14 protein-coding genes are annotated in these 16039 nt (G+C 59.0%); 7 read left to right on the top strand and 7 right to left on the bottom strand.

Annotation, left to right across the window (positions count from 1 at the left end; genetic code table 11):
* Window positions 1–112: 112 nt before the first annotated feature.
* Window positions 113–634, bottom strand: a complete 522-nt coding sequence (gene gloA / locus WLY71_RS24230) for a lactoylglutathione lyase (protein ID WP_347805567.1) — start codon at window positions 632–634, stop codon at window positions 113–115.
* 145 nt (window positions 635–779) lie between these two features.
* Between gloA and WLY71_RS24225 the strand changes: the two genes are divergently transcribed.
* Window positions 780–1304: a DUF4946 domain-containing protein gene (locus tag WLY71_RS24225; RefSeq protein WP_347805568.1), complete on the top strand. Its 525-nt coding sequence runs from the start codon at window positions 780–782 to the stop codon at window positions 1302–1304.
* 174 nt (window positions 1305–1478) lie between these two features.
* Here WLY71_RS24225 and WLY71_RS24220 read toward each other — a convergent pair whose 3' ends face one another.
* From WLY71_RS24220 to WLY71_RS24210, 3 genes are all read right to left on the bottom strand, one after another.
* On the bottom strand, window positions 1479–1841 hold the full coding sequence (locus WLY71_RS24220) for a histone-like nucleoid-structuring protein, MvaT/MvaU family (RefSeq protein ID WP_347805566.1): 363 nt from the start codon (window positions 1839–1841) through the stop codon (window positions 1479–1481).
* Between the two features lie 232 nt (window positions 1842–2073).
* Window positions 2074–3609, bottom strand: coding sequence for an EAL domain-containing protein (locus WLY71_RS24215; protein ID WP_347805565.1), 1536 nt, complete (start codon window positions 3607–3609; stop codon window positions 2074–2076).
* Between the two features lie 112 nt (window positions 3610–3721).
* On the bottom strand, window positions 3722–4594 hold the full coding sequence (locus tag WLY71_RS24210) for a LysR family transcriptional regulator (protein ID WP_347805564.1): 873 nt from the start codon (window positions 4592–4594) through the stop codon (window positions 3722–3724).
* Window positions 4595–4673: 79 nt separating this feature from the next.
* Between WLY71_RS24210 and WLY71_RS24205 the strand changes: the two genes are divergently transcribed.
* A complete protein-coding gene (locus tag WLY71_RS24205) occupies window positions 4674–5618 on the top strand; it encodes a DMT family transporter (RefSeq protein WP_347805563.1) in 945 nt (314 codons plus the stop codon).
* 252 nt (window positions 5619–5870) lie between these two features.
* Window positions 5871–6947: a 4-hydroxyphenylpyruvate dioxygenase gene (gene hppD / locus WLY71_RS24200; RefSeq protein WP_046054072.1), complete on the top strand. Its 1077-nt coding sequence runs from the start codon at window positions 5871–5873 to the stop codon at window positions 6945–6947.
* Window positions 6948–7022: 75 nt separating this feature from the next.
* Here hppD and rarD read toward each other — a convergent pair whose 3' ends face one another.
* From rarD to WLY71_RS24185, 3 genes are all read right to left on the bottom strand, one after another.
* Window positions 7023–7904, bottom strand: a complete 882-nt coding sequence (rarD, locus tag WLY71_RS24195) for an EamA family transporter RarD (protein WP_347805562.1) — start codon at window positions 7902–7904, stop codon at window positions 7023–7025.
* 153 nt (window positions 7905–8057) lie between these two features.
* Window positions 8058–9065 carry an aldo/keto reductase gene (locus tag WLY71_RS24190; RefSeq protein WP_347805561.1) on the bottom strand — a complete coding sequence of 336 codons (1008 nt, stop codon included), beginning with the start codon at window positions 9063–9065 and terminating at the stop codon, window positions 8058–8060.
* Between the two features lie 95 nt (window positions 9066–9160).
* The gene (locus WLY71_RS24185) at window positions 9161–10471 is read right to left on the bottom strand and encodes an MFS transporter (protein WP_347805560.1); all 1311 of its coding nucleotides are present in this window, start codon (window positions 10469–10471) and stop codon (window positions 9161–9163) included.
* 169 nt (window positions 10472–10640) lie between these two features.
* On the opposite strand from WLY71_RS24185, the gene WLY71_RS24180 reads away from it, so the two are divergent.
* The 4 genes from WLY71_RS24180 to WLY71_RS24165 form a co-directional block, all read left to right on the top strand.
* Window positions 10641–11771 carry a sugar diacid recognition domain-containing protein gene (locus tag WLY71_RS24180; protein ID WP_347805559.1) on the top strand — a complete coding sequence of 377 codons (1131 nt, stop codon included), beginning with the start codon at window positions 10641–10643 and terminating at the stop codon, window positions 11769–11771.
* Between the two features lie 268 nt (window positions 11772–12039).
* Window positions 12040–13182, top strand: a complete 1143-nt coding sequence (locus WLY71_RS24175) for a glycerate kinase (protein ID WP_347805558.1) — start codon at window positions 12040–12042, stop codon at window positions 13180–13182.
* 275 nt (window positions 13183–13457) lie between these two features.
* The gene (locus tag WLY71_RS24170; protein ID WP_347805557.1) at window positions 13458–15083 is read left to right on the top strand and encodes a methyl-accepting chemotaxis protein; all 1626 of its coding nucleotides are present in this window, start codon (window positions 13458–13460) and stop codon (window positions 15081–15083) included.
* A gap of 41 nt (window positions 15084–15124) precedes the next feature.
* On the top strand, window positions 15125–16039 hold a 915-nt coding region (locus WLY71_RS24165; RefSeq protein ID WP_347805556.1), incomplete at its 3' end, for a pyridoxal phosphate-dependent aminotransferase.

Genomic DNA, 16039 nt, shown 5'->3' with positions numbered 1-16039 from the left:
CTCAATGTGGGAGCGAGCCTGCTCGCGAAAGCGGTGGGTCATTCAACTGAATGTTGGCTGATACAGCGCCTTCGCGAGCAGGCTCGCTCCCACAAGGGGTGTGTGGTGTGGCTTACATCGGGGCTGGCTGGATGATCTCAACCCAATAAGCGTCCGGATCCTTGATGAACGCCAGGCTCTTCATACGGCCGTCATTCAGGCGTTTCTGGAAGTCGCAGCCCAGCGCTTCGAAGCGCTCGCACGCAGCAACGATATCCGGCACCGAGATGCAGATGTGGCCAAAACCGCGCGGGTCAGTGTTGCCGTTGTGGTAAGCGAAATCCGCGTCGTTCTCGGTGCCGTGGTTGTGGGTCAGTTCGAGAATGCCGGGGATCGACTTCATCCACTCGGTGCGAGCAGCAGCGTCGGCCGGGATCTGGTTTTTATCGACCAGCGCCAGGAAGTACAGGCTGAACTCGGCTTCCGGGAAGTCGCGTTTTTCCACCAGCGAGAAACCCAAAATGCGCGTGTAGAAATCCAGGGACGTGGTGATGTCCTTGACCCGCAGCATGGTGTGGTTGAAGACGAACTTCTGGGTGGCGGTGTCAGGTTGGGCAGTCACGCCTGGGAAGGTGTTCAATTCGTGCAGGCTCATGGGCCCTCCGGAAAATAAGTGGGGCTAACGAATGGCGACAATGATACGCAAGGGCTCGGACATCACCAAACCCAAAGCGTCGGCTATTGCCTGATAGACGGGCGAGGCTCAGACTTTACGGTTCAATCCGTGAGTGTTCATTGCAATGATTCGTTTCTGTAAATCGATGTTCGTCCTGATCTGCGTGCTTTCAGGTGTTAACAGCGCTCACGCAGATGAGCCAATCATGACCTGGCCCAACGGCTGGGAGGTCGAAGCTGTCCCGCAAGATGACGCCAACACCCACGTTTCCCGCCAGCGTGCGGTGAAAATCGATCAGGACGGCACGCCGGTGATGGTGATGGAGTTGACCATGACTCAGGTGGAAAGTGGTCATCAGGTGAATCTGCAAGGCGTGTTGCTGGAGATGCGCAAGTCAGTGCAGAAGGACTTCTTTCAAGGCGGTTATCAAAGTGTCTGCAACAAGATTCACCCGACGACGTTGAGCCGCTTATCAGCGCTGGAAACTACCTGCACGATCACGCAGAACGGAAGGCATGTGCTCTCTCAAACATTGGTTGCCGCCGTGGATGCCGATAAAGCCTATGTTCTTTCCTACGCGGGGCAGGCTGAGGTTTATAAGGCGAGTCAGGATGAAATAGAGGCAGCCCGTAACAGCTTGAAACTTTAGTTAAAGATTTCAATGGCTGCCGGTTTCAGCGCATTCTGAAATTTTTAGATACCCAAACGGATTAAGCACAAAGTTATTCGACAAGTAGCGAGTTGATCGACGCCAATCGTTGCATTTAGAAGGCGTCCATGAAAAAGCCCTGCATTGGCAGGGCTTTTTTGTCACCGCGAGTGCTTAGCCTCGCAGCCAGGAATCAACGGTAGCTGCACCGTATTGTTCCTTCCAGGTTTTCAGGCCGCGGTGGTTGCCACCCTTGGTTTCAATCAGTTCACCGGTGTGCGGATTCTGATAAACCTTGACCACGCGAGCGCGGCGGGTTTTAGGCGTTGCCTGTTGCAGACCGGATTTTGCCGGGTTCGGATCGAGAATGGCGATGATGTCGCGCAGGCTCTTGCCGTAGGTTTTCATCAGCCCCTGGAGCTTTTCTTCGAATTCGATTTCTTTCTTGAGCCCGGCATCATTCTTCAGGTTTTCCAGCTGCTTGAGCTGCTCTTGAAGGGCCTTTTCAGCTGCACGAAATTCAGCGAGTCTGGACAATATCTTTACTCCAATAGTGTGTTTGGCTGATACCAACCGCAAACAAAGCTATAAGCCAAGAGCCTTGAAGGACTCAGTGATAATGGCTCACCTGCCAATCTAGCGCAGGCATGAAAAATTGTAGTAGTTAATTGGCCAAGAGTAAATCCTGTCTTTTTCTTCATGTAACAACAGTAGTCTTTTGATTCAAATTGGTGCGCGATCTCCTTGTCTCGTCGCTTAGCGCCGCTAGTTAATGGTGACTTAATGCGTTAATGAAGTCCGCGCCGGGCATTGGCCGGCCGAACAGATAACCTTGCAAGAAGTTCACGCCGTGGGCGGTCAGATAATCACTTTGCTCCGTGGTTTCCACGCCTTCGGCGACGATACCCAGGTCGAGCTTGGCCGAGAGTTCGATGATGGTGTCCAGGATATGCCGTGAGAGGGCGTCAACGCCGATCATGCCGACAAAACTCTGGTCGATTTTCAGGAAGTCCACATTGAACTGACGCAGGTAACCCAGGCTTGAGTGACCGGTGCCGAAGTCATCGATCGCGATCATCACGCCCAGCGCGTGAAGCTGCTCGAACAGTTGGTGGGTGATGGCCGTGGGTTCGATGAGTTCGCGCTCGGTGAGTTCCAGCACCAGGCTGACGGCGCCCGGTGCGAAGGCAGCGAGGAATTGACGGCAATCGTCGACCAGTTCCAGGTCCTTGCAGTGGCTGGCGGTAATGTTGATGCCGATGTGAAAAGCGCCCTCGAAGGAAGATGAAACAGGCGCCAACCATTCGGCGGTCTGCTGCATCAATGAGCGGGTCATCGGCACGATCAGCCCGGAGTGTTCGGCAAACGGAATGAACAGCTCCGGGCTCACCAGACCTTCTTTTGGATGATTCCAGCGCATCAGCACCTCGGCGCCGGACCACTTCTTGTTGTCGCCATGCACCACAGGTTGAAAGTACGGAATGAACTCCGCAGCTTCCAGGGCGCGCCGCATTTCATTGCTCGGTGATGACGAGCGTTTTTGCACAAAGTGCCCGATCAAGCCGGAAATCACGCCGAAGAAGATCAGCAAGCTGAACAGCGGCGGATACTCACTGCTCATGAAGCGCCAGGTTTCGCCTTCAGGAAACCCGGCCGCCACGGAAAAGGCGTAACGCGAGGACGCCAATTGGGTTTGCGCCACCGCAAAGGCTGGCAGGGCACCTTCATGGAATTTGCCATCGGCGGACAACCAATAGGGGCCGACTTGCAATAGCAGCAATGTCTTGCGGCCGATCAGCCGCAGTACGTTGCTCAGGTGATACCCGTCCAGGGTGCTCATCGCGCCCTGTTTTTCTTTGCTGAGCCGATACACAAGCAATGCGGTATCAGGCGTGACGGGGTTGCCTTTCATCAGCAACAACGCGCCTTCGCTGTAGTCACCGGAAACGATTGTTTCCTGAACGTCACCGAACAAAGAGCTGCAGTAAATGGTATTGTCCCACACCAGATTGGTCGAGCGCACGAACGGCCGGCGGGTGACCTGTTCGCGCAAGGCCAGTTTGACGTCGTTGCAGTTTTGGCCGGCCAGCGGCAGCAGTTCCTGAGCGGCCTGGGCGGTGTTGTCGAGCATCAATTCGAATTGGCGAATGGCTTCTTCGGCTGTCTGTTCAGTACTTTGCTTGAGCGTACGCTCAGCTTGCATATAAAGAATGGCGAGCCCCAACAACACCGGGAGTAATCCGCTCAGTAGCGTCACAGCCATTCTGATACCGCGTTTGCGGCGGGTTTTGGCGTTCAGTGGCATTTGCGAAACCTGTCACGATGAAATAGGGCTCTTAAATGCTGGCAGGACCGGACGCCTTCCAAAAAGAGTTCAGGTAGAGGCCATGATAGTTGGCCCGCGGCGCGTGCGCCGCTCAACGGTCGTTCAGGCGCTCGGCCAGTTTGATAAAAGCCAGCGTCGCGGGTGATGACTGGCGCTGATCAAGCACTGCCAGACCGACCTGACGGGCGACCGGTGGCGACAGCGGTTTTTTCACGTAGCGACTGTTGCGGTCGTCGGGCAATGAGCTTTCGGCGACGACCGTCAGCGCGTCGCCTCGGCCAACGGTGTCCAGCGTACTCAGTAGTTGCGAGCAGCGATAACGGATGTTCGGTGTCAGCCGGGCGGCACTGAACAGCCGCGACACCAGTTCTGACGAACCGGCCTCGGTCAAGACAAACGGGTCGTTGCACAAATCGCTCAAGCTCAGGCTGTCGTGGCGGGCCAGCGGATGATCGACGGGCAGCAGCGCGACCATCTGGTCTTCTATCAGCGCAAAGGTGTCGAACCGGTCCTCGGGCAACACCACGAAGCCGATATCGATACGCCGCTCCTCCAACCACTGGATCACCTGCCGGTCCGGACCTTCGTCAATGTGGACCTCGATACCCGGGTGAGCCGCGCGGTAGTGCGGCAGGATCAGCGGCAGCAGTCTGATCGATGAGGTCGGGCCAAACGAGCCGATGCGCAATGTGCCGCGTTTCATACCGCGAGCATCGGCCGCTTCCTGGCGCAAGGTGTTGGCCAGACCCAGCATCGCCCGGGCGCGCAGCAAAAGCTGTTGGCCGATGTCGCTGAGTTCGACCCGGGACTGATGTCGGCGCAGCAGCTCGACGCCCAATTCTTGTTCCAGCGACTTGAGGGCGTGAGAGACCGCGGATTGGGAAATCCCCAAGCGATAGGCTGCCGCCGTAAAACCTTGAAGCTCGGCGACCAGAGAAAATATCTCGAGTTGGGTAAGGGTCATGAGTGTTTACTCATTTTACGATGAGAGGGTATTAGTCGAATGATACGTCATCTCCCTCGATTTCTCGTTCTGGAAACCTATGACGACCTATGAGCAGAGCCTGCCCAACCCTTCGGATGTCCCGGTTTATCTGAAACTGGCTGCCGTCACCATGATCTGGGGTGGCACTTTTGTCGCCGGGCGGTTTCTGGCCGACAGCCTCAGCCCCTTGTTTGCCGCCAGCCTCCGATTCTTGCTGGCCAGCGTGGCGTTGCTGGTGTTTCTGCTACTGGCCCGCGTGCCTCTCGCAAGGCCCAGCCCCAGGCAATGGCTTCAATTGGCGCTGCTGGGTTTTTTCGGGATTTTTTTCTACAACCTGTGCTTCTTTTATGGGCTGCATTACATCAACGCCTCACGGGCGTCATTGATCGTGGCGTTGAACCCGGCCGTGATCGGACTGGCGTCGTGGCTGTTGTTCAAGGAGCGCTTGAGTCGAGCGAAAGTCGTCGGAATCGCAATCTGCATTGCCGGGGCGAGCCTGGTGATCGTCAGCTGTAACCCACAATTGCTGGCTGGCAACGCCGACGCCTGGATCGGCGATCTGTTGATCTTCGGCTGCGTGCTCGGCTGGGGCGTTTATTCGCTGTTCTCCAAAGACCTGAACCAGACGCTAGGCCCGGTGCAAACGGTGACGTACTCGATTCTGTTGGGCACGCTGATGCTGTGGGTGACCAGTGCTGTTCGCGGTGAGTTGAGTGTGGCTGCACTCGCCAGTCTCGGACCAAAGCAATGGATGAGCCTGATGTACCTGGGCGTATTGGGTTCGGCGCTGGCCTATATCGGCTATTACGACGGCATTCGCGAAATCGGCGCGACGCGTTCAGGCGTGTTCATCGCCCTGAACCCGCTGACGGCGGTGATCCTCGGTGCGCTGTTGTTAGGCGAGCAGTTGACCCTGGCGATGTGCCTGGGAGGAGGGCTGATCCTCGCGGGGATTTTCCTGTGCAACAAACCCCTTGCGCGCGCAGGGAAAAAGGGGATTTGATACAGAAGGCGGACAAACCTATTTACGCTGTGTAGAATCGGGTTACGCATATAAGAATAATCGTCTTCTGGCAGCAGAAGCCTCGCCCGCAAGAGCCTTGGGTCGACAATGAAGAGTTTCGGGTTTCAATTGATCTATGGTGACTTCCTCGCCCGCAGCGTGCGGGGCATCTCCTGCGCGCCACCCGCCGGTCTCAGCATTGCCAGCAACTAACGATCCGTTAATTGACAAGAAAATGATGAGGCGCCAACCATGGCAGATTTATACGAAAACCCAATGGGCCTGATGGGCTTTGAATTCATCGAATTCGCATCGCCGACCCCGAACACCCTGGAGCCGATCTTCGAGATCATGGGCTTCACCAAGGTCGCGACCCACCGTTCCAAAGACGTGCACCTGTATCGCCAGGGCCAGATCAACCTGATCCTCAACAACGAACCGCACAGCGTCGCTTCGTACTTTGCGGCCGAGCACGGTCCGTCGGTGTGCGGCATGGCGTTCCGCGTCAAGAATGCCCAGCAGGCGTTTGCCCGGGCCCTGGAACTGGGCGCCCAGCCGATTCATATCGAAACCGGCCCGATGGAACTGAACCTGCCCGCGATCAAGGGCATCGGCGGCGCGCCGCTGTACCTGATCGACCGTTTCGGTGAAGGCAGCTCGATCTACGACATCGACTTCGTGTTCATCGAAGGCGTTGACCGCAACCCGGTCGGGGCCGGCCTGAAGATCATCGACCACCTGACCCACAACGTGTACCGCGGTCGCATGGCCTACTGGGCCAACTTCTACGAGAAGCTGTTCAACTTCCGCGAGATCCGTTACTTCGACATCAAAGGCGAATACACCGGCCTGACCTCCAAGGCCATGACCGCGCCGGACGGCATGATCCGCATCCCGTTGAACGAAGAATCGTCCAAGGGCGCCGGGCAAATCGAAGAGTTTCTGATGCAGTTCAACGGCGAGGGCATCCAGCACGTTGCCTTCCTCAGCGATGACCTGATCAAGACCTGGGATCACCTTAAAAGCATCGGCATGCGCTTCATGACCGCGCCGCCGGAAACCTACTACGAAATGCTCGAAGGCCGTTTGCCGAACCACGGCGAGCCGGTTGATCAACTGCAATCGCGCGGCATTCTGCTGGATGGTTCGTCCGAGTCGGGCGACAAGCGTCTGCTGTTGCAGATCTTCTCGGAAACCCTGATGGGCCCGGTGTTCTTCGAATTCATCCAGCGTAAAGGAGACGATGGTTTCGGCGAAGGTAACTTCAAGGCGCTGTTCGAATCCATCGAGCGCGACCAGGTTCGTCGTGGTGTGCTCTCCACCGACTAAACCGTTTCAGATGTAAAAAAGCCCGGTCAGCAGCAATGCTGGCCGGGCTTTTTAAGTTCGGACGATCTTTTGCTTTTAAGGGCGTCGATGTCGCATCAAATGCTTGAACCCTTCAAATACCAACACCACAACAGCCAACCAGATCGGAATGTACGTCAGCCATTCACCGGCCTTGATGCTTTCCCCCAGCAGCAACGCAACGCCGAGCAACAGCACCGGCTCGACATAGCTCAACAACCCGAACAGGCTGAACGGCAGCAGTCGGCTGGCGATGATGTAAACCACCAGCGCCGAAGCACTGATGACGCCGAGTAACGGGATCAGCAGCGACAGCCACGGGTGCTGATCGAACACGGCGAAACCCTGTTCACCGCTCTGAACGAACCAGAACGCCACGGGCAACATCAACGCCATGTCCATCCACAAACCGCCGAGGTTGTCGGTCGCCAGTCGCTTGCGCAGGATGAAGTAGAGCGGATAACCGATGACGACCAGCAAGGTCGCCCAGGAAAAGCCGCCGACCTGATACAGCTCGTTGAGCACGCCGAGGGAAGCAAAAAACACGGCAACCTTTTGCAGGTAAGACAGTCGCTCGCCATAGGCGACCCGCCCGGTCAGCACCATGGACAGCGGCAACAGGAAGTAGCCCAGGGACACGTCGAGGCTATAGCCGTTGAGCGGTGCCCACATGAATAGCCAGAGTTGCAGGCCAAGCAGCGTCGCGGAAAGGATCAGGCCGGCGAGCAGTTTTGGTTGGCCAACCAGCCGCCGAAAAAGGGCGGCTACGCGCTTCCACTCACCGGAGACCACCATGAACACGGTCATGCATGGCAGGGTCAGCAGCATTCGCCAACCGAAGATTTCCACGCCGCTCAAAGGCGTGAGCAACGAGGTGTAGTAATACATGACGGCAAACAGCACCGAGGCTGAAACCGATAGAGCGATACCTTTAGACAAACTGTCCTCGCGAAGTTGAACGTGAAACGGGCGCAGAGAATACGTGGTTCGGCCGGAGAATGTGTCGCCAGATAAAAGATCGCAGCCTTCGGCAGCTCCTACTGGGGTGCACCGATCCAGGTAGGAGCTGGTGAAGCCTGCGATCTTTTGCTGTTAGCGCGGTTTACGCCCTGACACAAAGTGGCTCACATCATTAAACCCAGGCGTCGACGCATGCCCAGGCACAACCAGCGAATCAATGAACGCCTCATCCTCAGCCGTAATCTTCACCGTCTGCGCCTTCGTGTAGGTATCCCATTGTTCTTCAGTCCGGGGCCCTACGATGGCTGAGGTGACGGCGCTGTTGTTCAGCACCCAGGCGATGGCGAATTCCACGATGCCCACGCCGCGACCCTGGGTGTACTGCTGGATCTGCTGAGCAATGCGCAGGGATTCGACGCGCCATTCGGTTTCCAGAATGCGTTTATCTGCGCGGCCGGCGCGGCTGTTGGCATCCGGCTTCACGTCCGGCGCGTATTTACCGCTGAGCACACCACGAGCCAGCGGACTGTAAGGCACCACGCCCAGGCCATAGTTTTGCGCGGCAGTGATCTGCTCGGTTTCCACCTGACGGTTGACGATGTTGTACAGCGGCTGACTGATCACCGGCCGGTCGACGCCCAGTTGATCGGCTACACGAATCACCTCGGCGATGCGCCAGCCACGGTAGTTCGACAAACCCCAATAGCGAATCTTGCCCTGGCGGATCAAATCGCCGATGGCCGACACCGTGACTTCCAGCGGCGTGTTGTGGTCTTCGCGGTGCAGGTAATAGATGTCGAGATAATCGGTGCCCAGGCGCGTCAGGCTGGCGTCGATGCCATTGAACAGGTGCTTGCGGCTCAGGCCGCTGCGGTTCGGCACACCGTCCACCGGGCCGAAACCGACCTTGGTCGCCAGCACCCATTCGTGGCGGTTACCGGCAATCGCTTCGCCGACGATCTCTTCGGAGCGGCCGTTGGTGTAAACGTCCGCGGTGTCGATGAAATTGATGCCCTGGTCCCAGGCCTTGTCGATGATCCGCAGGGAATCTTCGGTGCTGGTCTGTTCGCCGAACATCATCGTGCCCAGGGTCAGGGTCGACACTTGTAAACCCGAATGACCCAGCGTGCGATAGCTCATGACTAAATCCTTTTACCGGTGGGAAAGGCTCAATCAAATACCAGAACAACCGCACGGGGCAAACTGAAATATCGAACACCCCGTGCCGATCAACCTTAAACCCGCAACGTCCGCGTCATACGCAGCGCCAACAAACTCCCGCACACAATCACTCCCGCCAGCAGGTAAAGCGCGGCATCGGTCGACCCGGTGCTGTCCTTGACCCAACCCACCAGATACGGACTCAGGAACCCGGCCATCTGCCCCATGGAGTTGATCAACGCCAAACCACCCGCCGCCGCACCGGCGCTGAGCAGTGCAGTCGGCACCGGCCAGAACATCGGCAGGCCGGTGAGGGCGCCCATGGTGGCGATGGTCAGGCCGAGGATGGCGATGGCCGGGTGGGCGGCGAAGTTGACGGCGATCAGCAGACCCACTGCGCCCATCAGCATCGGCACCACCAAGTGCCAGCGGCGTTCTTTGCGCAGGTCCGCCGAGCGGCCGACCATCAACATGAACAGCGCCGCCAGCAGGTACGGAATCGCACTGAGCCAACCGATCACCAGGTTATCGCTGAAACCCAGGTTTTTGATGATCGACGGCAGCCAGAAGTTGATCGCGTAGACGCCGCTCTGGATGCAGAAATAGATCAGACCGAAGGCCCAGATCGCCGGGTTCTTGAACACGGCCAGCAGCGAGTCGGTGCTGGTTTTCGGTTTGCTGGCCAGGTCTTCGGCGTGGTCGGCTTCCAGCACCGAGCGCTCGAATGGCGTGAGCCATTTGGCATTGGCGTAACTGTCGCTCAATAGGAAGTAGGCGAGGGCGCCGAGGATCACGGTCGGGATACCTTGCAGCAAGAACATCCACTGCCAGCCCGCCAAACCTGCCTGGCCTGCGCCGAAGTGGTTGAGAATCCAGCCGGAAAACGGGCTGCCGAGCAGGCCAGACACCGGGATCGCCGACATGAACAGCGCCATGATGCGGCCACGGCGGAAGGTCGGGAACCATTGCGAAAGGTAGAGCACCACGCCCGGGAAGAACCCGGCTTCGGCCGCGCCGGTGAACAGGCGCAAGGTGTAGAACTCGGTCGGGGTGGTGACGAACAGCAAACAGGTCGAGAGCGTGCCCCAGACGATCATCATCAGCGCGATCCAGCGGCGCGGGCCGAATTTGGTCAGGGCCAGGTTGCTGGGGACGCCGCACAACACGTAGCCGATAAAGAAGATCCCGGCCCCGAGGCCGTACACGGTTTCGCTGAATTTCAGCGCGTCGAGCATCTGCAGCTTGGCAAATCCAACGTTCACCCGGTCGAGGTAGTTGAACAGGTAGCAGATGAAGATGAAGGGAATCAAACGCAGGGTAATGCGTTTGTAGACGGCGTTTTTCTCGTCAACGATGGCCTGGGTAGCGGCGGCGCTCTGTGACATGGCGGGCTCTCTCTTTATTATGATTTTTTGCGATGCAAGGGTAACGTTGACCGCCTAGTGAGTCTCGGCCACCGCTTGGGTCATTGTCTTTGTGCCTGAGCACAGGGTTTGCAACCAAGGCCTGTGCGGGTGAACAATCCGCTCTATCACGCTCTCAAGGATCCCCGCTATGTTCGAACTCGATCACGACCTGGCCCAGGACATCGTCGACCGGGCGATGGCCATCCTGCCGTACAACGTCAACGTCATGGACAGCCAGGGCCTGATTCTTGGCAGCGGCGAACCGGAGCGGGTCAACACCCGGCATGAAGGCGCGCAACTGGTGCTGGCCAACGGGCGGGTGGTGGAGATCGACGCGCAGACCGCGATCCATCTCAAAGGCGTGCAGCCGGGCATCAACTTGCCGCTGTTGCTCGATCAGCGCTTGATTGGCGTGCTGGGCATCACCGGTGAACCCGAGCAACTGCGCACCTACGCTGAGCTGGTGCGGATGACCGCCGAGATGCTGGTCGGCCAGCGCAATCAGCAGGCCGAACAGCAATGGCGGCGCCAGCGTTGCGACGATCTGCTGGCGTTGCTGCTCAGTGAGGCCGGGGATTCGCCGCGGTTGATCGATGAAGCACAGCAGCTGGGGCTCAAGCCGCAGATGACGCGGGTGCCGTACCTGTTCGAGTTAGGGATGGAACACGGTCCGGGGCAAACCGTCGAGGCGCTCAGCGCCTGGTTGACTTCGCGCTACCCGGACAGTTGGTGCGTGAGTTCGGCCAAGTCATCGTTGCTCTGGTGCCGACCGGCGGCGCAGGCGATCGAGAATGACCGGCTGCTGGAAAAACTCGACGGCCTGGGCTGGAACATTCTGCGCATCGCCGTAGGCGGGCAGGCGGATGGATTGTCCGGGCTGCGTCGTTGCTATCGACGCGTCGGCGACTTGCTGGCCTATGGGCGCGATGTGTTACCGCACTCCCGTTTGCTGACGCTCAACCGTTATCGGTTGCCGGTGATGCTCTGGCGGCACCGCAACGACGACGCGCTGGACGAGTTGCTCAAACCGCTGCGCAAAGTCATCGCCAAGGATGGCAACGGCCAACTGCTGGCGACCCTGCGCAGCTGGTGCGATCACGATGGTCAGAGCCAGGCCTGTGCCGATGCGCTGGGCATCCATCGCAACAGTTTGCGTTACCGGATGGAGCGGATTGCCGAGCTCAGCGGTGTTGACCCGTTAAGGCTGGACGGAATGCTGGCGCTTTATCTCGGTGTCCAGCTCCTTCCCCAAACCGAACTCCCCAACACCAATCCGTAGCAGCTGCCGAGCCTGCGAGGCTGCGTTCGGCTGCGCAGCAGTCGTGAAATCATGCGCCGCGGAGCATCAGGTAAACCGTGCTTGCAGAATTTACGACTGCTTCGCAGCCGAACGCAGCCTCGCGCTGCTCGGCAGCTGCTACAACGAACGGTGTGGAGGGAGGTTTTGTGGAAATGAACAATAATCGTCATGGCCGCTTGTGCAGCGGACCGGCGTTATTGTTCTTGCCTGCTGGCAGCATGGAACGCATTGGAACTGGAGAATTCGCATGAAAATCGTCATCGCCCCCGATTCGTTCAAGGACAGCCTGAGTGCCCAGGGTGTGGCTGATGCCATTGCTCTGGGGTTGGCGCAGGTTTGGCCCGATGCGCTCCTGGTCAAATGCCCGATGGCGGACGGCGGGGAGGGGACCGTCGAGTCTATTCTGGCGGCGTGCGAGGGCGAACTGCACCGCACCCAAGTCCGTGGGCCGCTCGGCGCAACGGTTGAGGCCGCCTGGGGCTGGTTGCCCCAGAGCCACACCGCGATCATCGAGATGGCCGAGGCCAGTGGCCTGCAACTGGTTCCGCCAGGCAAGCGTGATGCCTGCATCAGCAGTACATTCGGCACCGGCGAGTTGATCCGCGCGGCGCTCGATGCCGGGGCGCAACGGGTCATTCTGGCGATTGGCGGCAGCGCCACCAACGACGGTGGGGCGGGTGCGATGCAAGCCTTGGGTGTCAAACTGCTGGACGCCCAGGGCCAAACACTGGCACCGGGCGGCTTGGCCCTCGCGCAACTAGCGCGAATCGACATGAGTGAAATCGACCCGCGCCTGGCCGAAGTGCGCTTCGATATCGCCGCCGACGTCAACAATCCACTGTGCGGCCCTCACGGTGCCTCAGCGATTTTCGGCCCGCAAAAAGGGGCATCACCCGAGCAAGTCCAACAACTGGATCGCGCGCTCGGGCACTTTGCCGAACGGTGCGCTCAGGTCCTGAACAAAGATGTACGTGACGAACCGGGTAGCGGTGCGGCAGGCGGCCTGGGGTTTGCTGCCAAGGCGTTTCTGGGGGCGCAGTTCAAGGCTGGCGTCGAAGTGGTCGCCGAACTGGTCGGCCTGGACGATGCGGTCAAGGGCGCCGACCTGGTGATCACCGGTGAAGGTCGTTTCGACGCTCAGACCCTGCGTGGCAAGACGCCGTTTGGTGTGGCGCGTATTGCTCGGCAGCATGGCGTGCCGGTGATCGTCCTCGCCGGAACACTGGGGGAGGGTTATCAAGCACTGTACGAACATGGCATCGATGCCGCGTTTGCCTTGGCCAGTGGGCCGATGACGCTGGAGCAGGCGTGTGCCGAGGCGCCGCGGTTGTTGCGGGAGCGGGCGAGTGATGTTGCGCGGGTTTGGCGAATAGCCGCTCGCAAAATCTGAAAACCCCCGCGATCCTGTAGCAGCTGCCGAGCCTGCGAGGCTGCGTTCGGCAGCTGCTACATAGAGATAGAGTGTTTCATGGGTGAAACACTTGTAATCCCTTGAAGTATTTTTCTCCAATCCCCGCAGGAAACCTCATCCCCGGCCGATACAGCCAATAGGCCCACACAAACCTATTCCAACAGTGGCGCCAAACTGAAAGCGCGTGCGCCACCGCCCGCCATTCAGCGATCACGCAAGGATGCTCGCAGCCTCAATCACCCGAGAATCATCCTATGTCACTGCGTAATCTGAATATCGCGCCTCGAGCTTTCCTGGGTTTTGCCTTCATTGCCTTACTCGTCATCGTGCTGGGTGTGTTTGCCGTGAACCGCATGTCGACCATCCGCCAAGCCTCCATCGACATGGCAACCACGCAGCTGCCCAGCATCGTGTTTCTCGGCAACCTGACAGAAAACATCCTGCGCCTGCGCATTCTTTCTTTCCGGGTGTTGGTCAACCGTGATCCGAACGCGTTGCAGGAAGCCCAGACACGTACCGGCGTGCTGGTCGACAAGGTTCGCAGCGCACAAGCCAGTTATGCAGCGTTGCCGGCCACCCCGGAAGAAGCCGCGCTGTACGAGACGTTCACGACAACACTGGACACCTATATGCAAGCCCAGAACCAGATGCTGGAGCTGTCGCGGCAAAACAAACTCGATGAGATGCGCACGCTGATCAACACCCGGATCAAGGACGGTACGGACCAGATGGGCGAGCAGCTGAACAAACTGGTAGCGTTCAACAACACATATGCGAAAACCGCCTCGGCCGAAGCGGGTGAGCACTACAGCAACGCCGTGACCGGCATCATCGCAGTGGCAGTGATTGCGGCGCTGATGACCGTGCTGCTGGCCTGGCTGCTGACCCGCAGCATCGTCACGCCGCTCAACCGTGCGCTCCAGGCGGCCGAAACCATTGCGGGCGGCAACCTGACTAAAACCATCGACATCGACGGCAAGGATGAACCGGCACGTTTGCTCGGTGCCTTGTCCACGATGCAAACCAACCTGCGCAAAACCATCGAACAGATCGCCGGCTCCGCCACCCAACTGGGTGCCGCCGCTGAAGAACTCAGCACGGTCACCCAACAAGCCTCCCGCGGTCTGCAACAGCAGAACAACGAAATCGAACAGGCCGCCACTGCCGTCAACGAAATGACCGCCGCCGTGGAAGAAGTGGCACGCAACGCGGTGTCGACGTCCGAAGCCTCGAACCAGTCGACCCAGGCTGCCCGTGAAGGGCGCGACCGTGTGGTGGAAACTGTCGGCGCGATCCAGACCATGACCCACGATGTGCAAAACACCTCGGTGATGATCGAAGGCCTGGCGGCTCAGGGGCGCGACATCGGCAAGGTGCTGGACGTGATCCGCGCCATCGCCGAACAGACCAATCTGCTGGCCCTCAACGCTGCAATCGAAGCCGCCCGTGCCGGTGAAGCCGGGCGCGGTTTTGCGGTGGTGGCGGACGAGGTTCGGGCGTTGGCCCATCGCACCGCGCAATCGACCCAGGAAATCGAAAAAATGGTCGCCGGCATCCAGAACGGTACCGGCCAAGCGGTCTCCTCAATGCAGCAAAGCAATCAACGCACCCAAAGCACCCTGGAAATGGCCCGCGCCGCCGGTGTGGCGCTGGAGCAGATCACTCAGTCGATCCAGCTGATCAACGAGCGCAACCTGGTGATCGCCAGCGCGTCCGAAGAACAGGCCCAGGTGTCCCGCGAAGTCGACCGCAACCTGGTGAACATCCGCGACCTGGCCACCCAGTCCGCCGCTGGCGCCAACCAGACCAGCGCCGCGACGCACGAACTGTCGCGCCTGGCCGTGGATTTAAATGCCATGGTGGCGCGTTTCGTGATTTGAGATAGGGTTGTGGCTTGGAACCCGCGCGACTGGAGAATTACATGCGCTATTCAGCCTTGACCAAACGAATTGCCGGTGACGGCGCAGCGGCCTGGCAGATTCATGATCGAGCACTGGAATTACTTGAGCAGGGCGTTGATGTGCTGCTGCTATCGATCGGCGATCCCGACTTCGATACGCCGCAGCCCATCGTTCAGGCGTGCATCGATAGCTTGTTGGCCGGTGACACCCACTACCCGTCAATACGTGGCAGTCGGGGGTTGCGCGATAGCATTGCCAACCGCCATCGACGCCGCAGTGGTCAAGCAGTGGATGCCGATCATGTGATCGTGCTGCCGGGTGCGCAATGTGCGGTGTATTCGGTCGCGCAATGCCTGCTCGACCCCGGCGATGAAGTGATCGTCGCCGAGCCGATGTACGTGACCTATGAAGGCGTGTTCGGTGCCTGCGCGGCCAAAGTGGTGCCGGTGGCGGTGCGCCCCGAGAACGGCTTTCGGGTCGATCCGGCGGATGTCGCGGCGCTGATCACACCTAAAACCCGCGCCATCGTGCTCAACAGTCCGAACAATCCTTCCGGCGCCAGTTTGCCGCTGATGGTCTGGCAGGAACTGGCATCGCTGTGTATTCGTCACGACTTGTGGCTGATCAGCGACGAGGTTTACAGCGATCTGTTGTACGAAGGCGAGCACATCAGCCCGGCCAGTCTGCCGGGCATGGCCGAGCGCACCGCGACCATCAATAGCCTGTCCAAATCCCACGCCATGAGCGGTTGGCGTGTGGGCTGGGTGATCGGTCCGAAACCTTTGGCCGAACACTTGGTGCACCTGTCGTTGTGCATGCTGTTTGGTATTCCGGATTTCATTCAGAACGCCGCGCAATTGGCGCTGGATGAGGATCTGCCGGAAGTGGCGCTGATGCGCGAGGAGTATCGCCAGCGTCGCGACCTGGTGTGCGAG

Origin of the sequence: Pseudomonas rossensis (assembly GCF_039888995.1) — a bacterium.
Taxonomy (GTDB): domain Bacteria; phylum Pseudomonadota; class Gammaproteobacteria; order Pseudomonadales; family Pseudomonadaceae; genus Aquipseudomonas; species Aquipseudomonas rossensis.
Note: the sequence above shows the minus strand (reverse complement) of the source record. Positions and strands in the feature narration are given on the sequence as shown.

Excerpts from the sequence above, each read along its gene's own strand:
- WLY71_RS24180 (WP_347805559.1), top strand. The coding sequence starts at position 10,641 with ATGTTCGAACTCGATCACGACCTGGCCCAGGACATCGTCGACCGGGCG.
- WLY71_RS24225 (WP_347805568.1), top strand. The coding sequence starts at position 780 with ATGATTCGTTTCTGTAAATCGATGTTCGTCCTGATCTGCGTGCTTTCA.
- WLY71_RS24175 (WP_347805558.1), top strand. The coding sequence starts at position 12,040 with ATGAAAATCGTCATCGCCCCCGATTCGTTCAAGGACAGCCTGAGTGCC.
- WLY71_RS24170 (WP_347805557.1), top strand. The coding sequence starts at position 13,458 with ATGTCACTGCGTAATCTGAATATCGCGCCTCGAGCTTTCCTGGGTTTT.
- WLY71_RS24185 (WP_347805560.1), bottom strand. The coding sequence starts at position 10,471 with ATGTCACAGAGCGCCGCCGCTACCCAGGCCATCGTTGACGAGAAAAAC.
- WLY71_RS24215 (WP_347805565.1), bottom strand. The coding sequence starts at position 3,609 with ATGCCACTGAACGCCAAAACCCGCCGCAAACGCGGTATCAGAATGGCT.
- WLY71_RS24190 (WP_347805561.1), bottom strand. The coding sequence starts at position 9,065 with ATGAGCTATCGCACGCTGGGTCATTCGGGTTTACAAGTGTCGACCCTG.
- gloA (WP_347805567.1), bottom strand. The coding sequence starts at position 634 with ATGAGCCTGCACGAATTGAACACCTTCCCAGGCGTGACTGCCCAACCT.
- WLY71_RS24205 (WP_347805563.1), top strand. The coding sequence starts at position 4,674 with ATGACGACCTATGAGCAGAGCCTGCCCAACCCTTCGGATGTCCCGGTT.
- WLY71_RS24210 (WP_347805564.1), bottom strand. The coding sequence starts at position 4,594 with ATGACCCTTACCCAACTCGAGATATTTTCTCTGGTCGCCGAGCTTCAA.
- hppD (WP_046054072.1), top strand. The coding sequence starts at position 5,871 with ATGGCAGATTTATACGAAAACCCAATGGGCCTGATGGGCTTTGAATTC.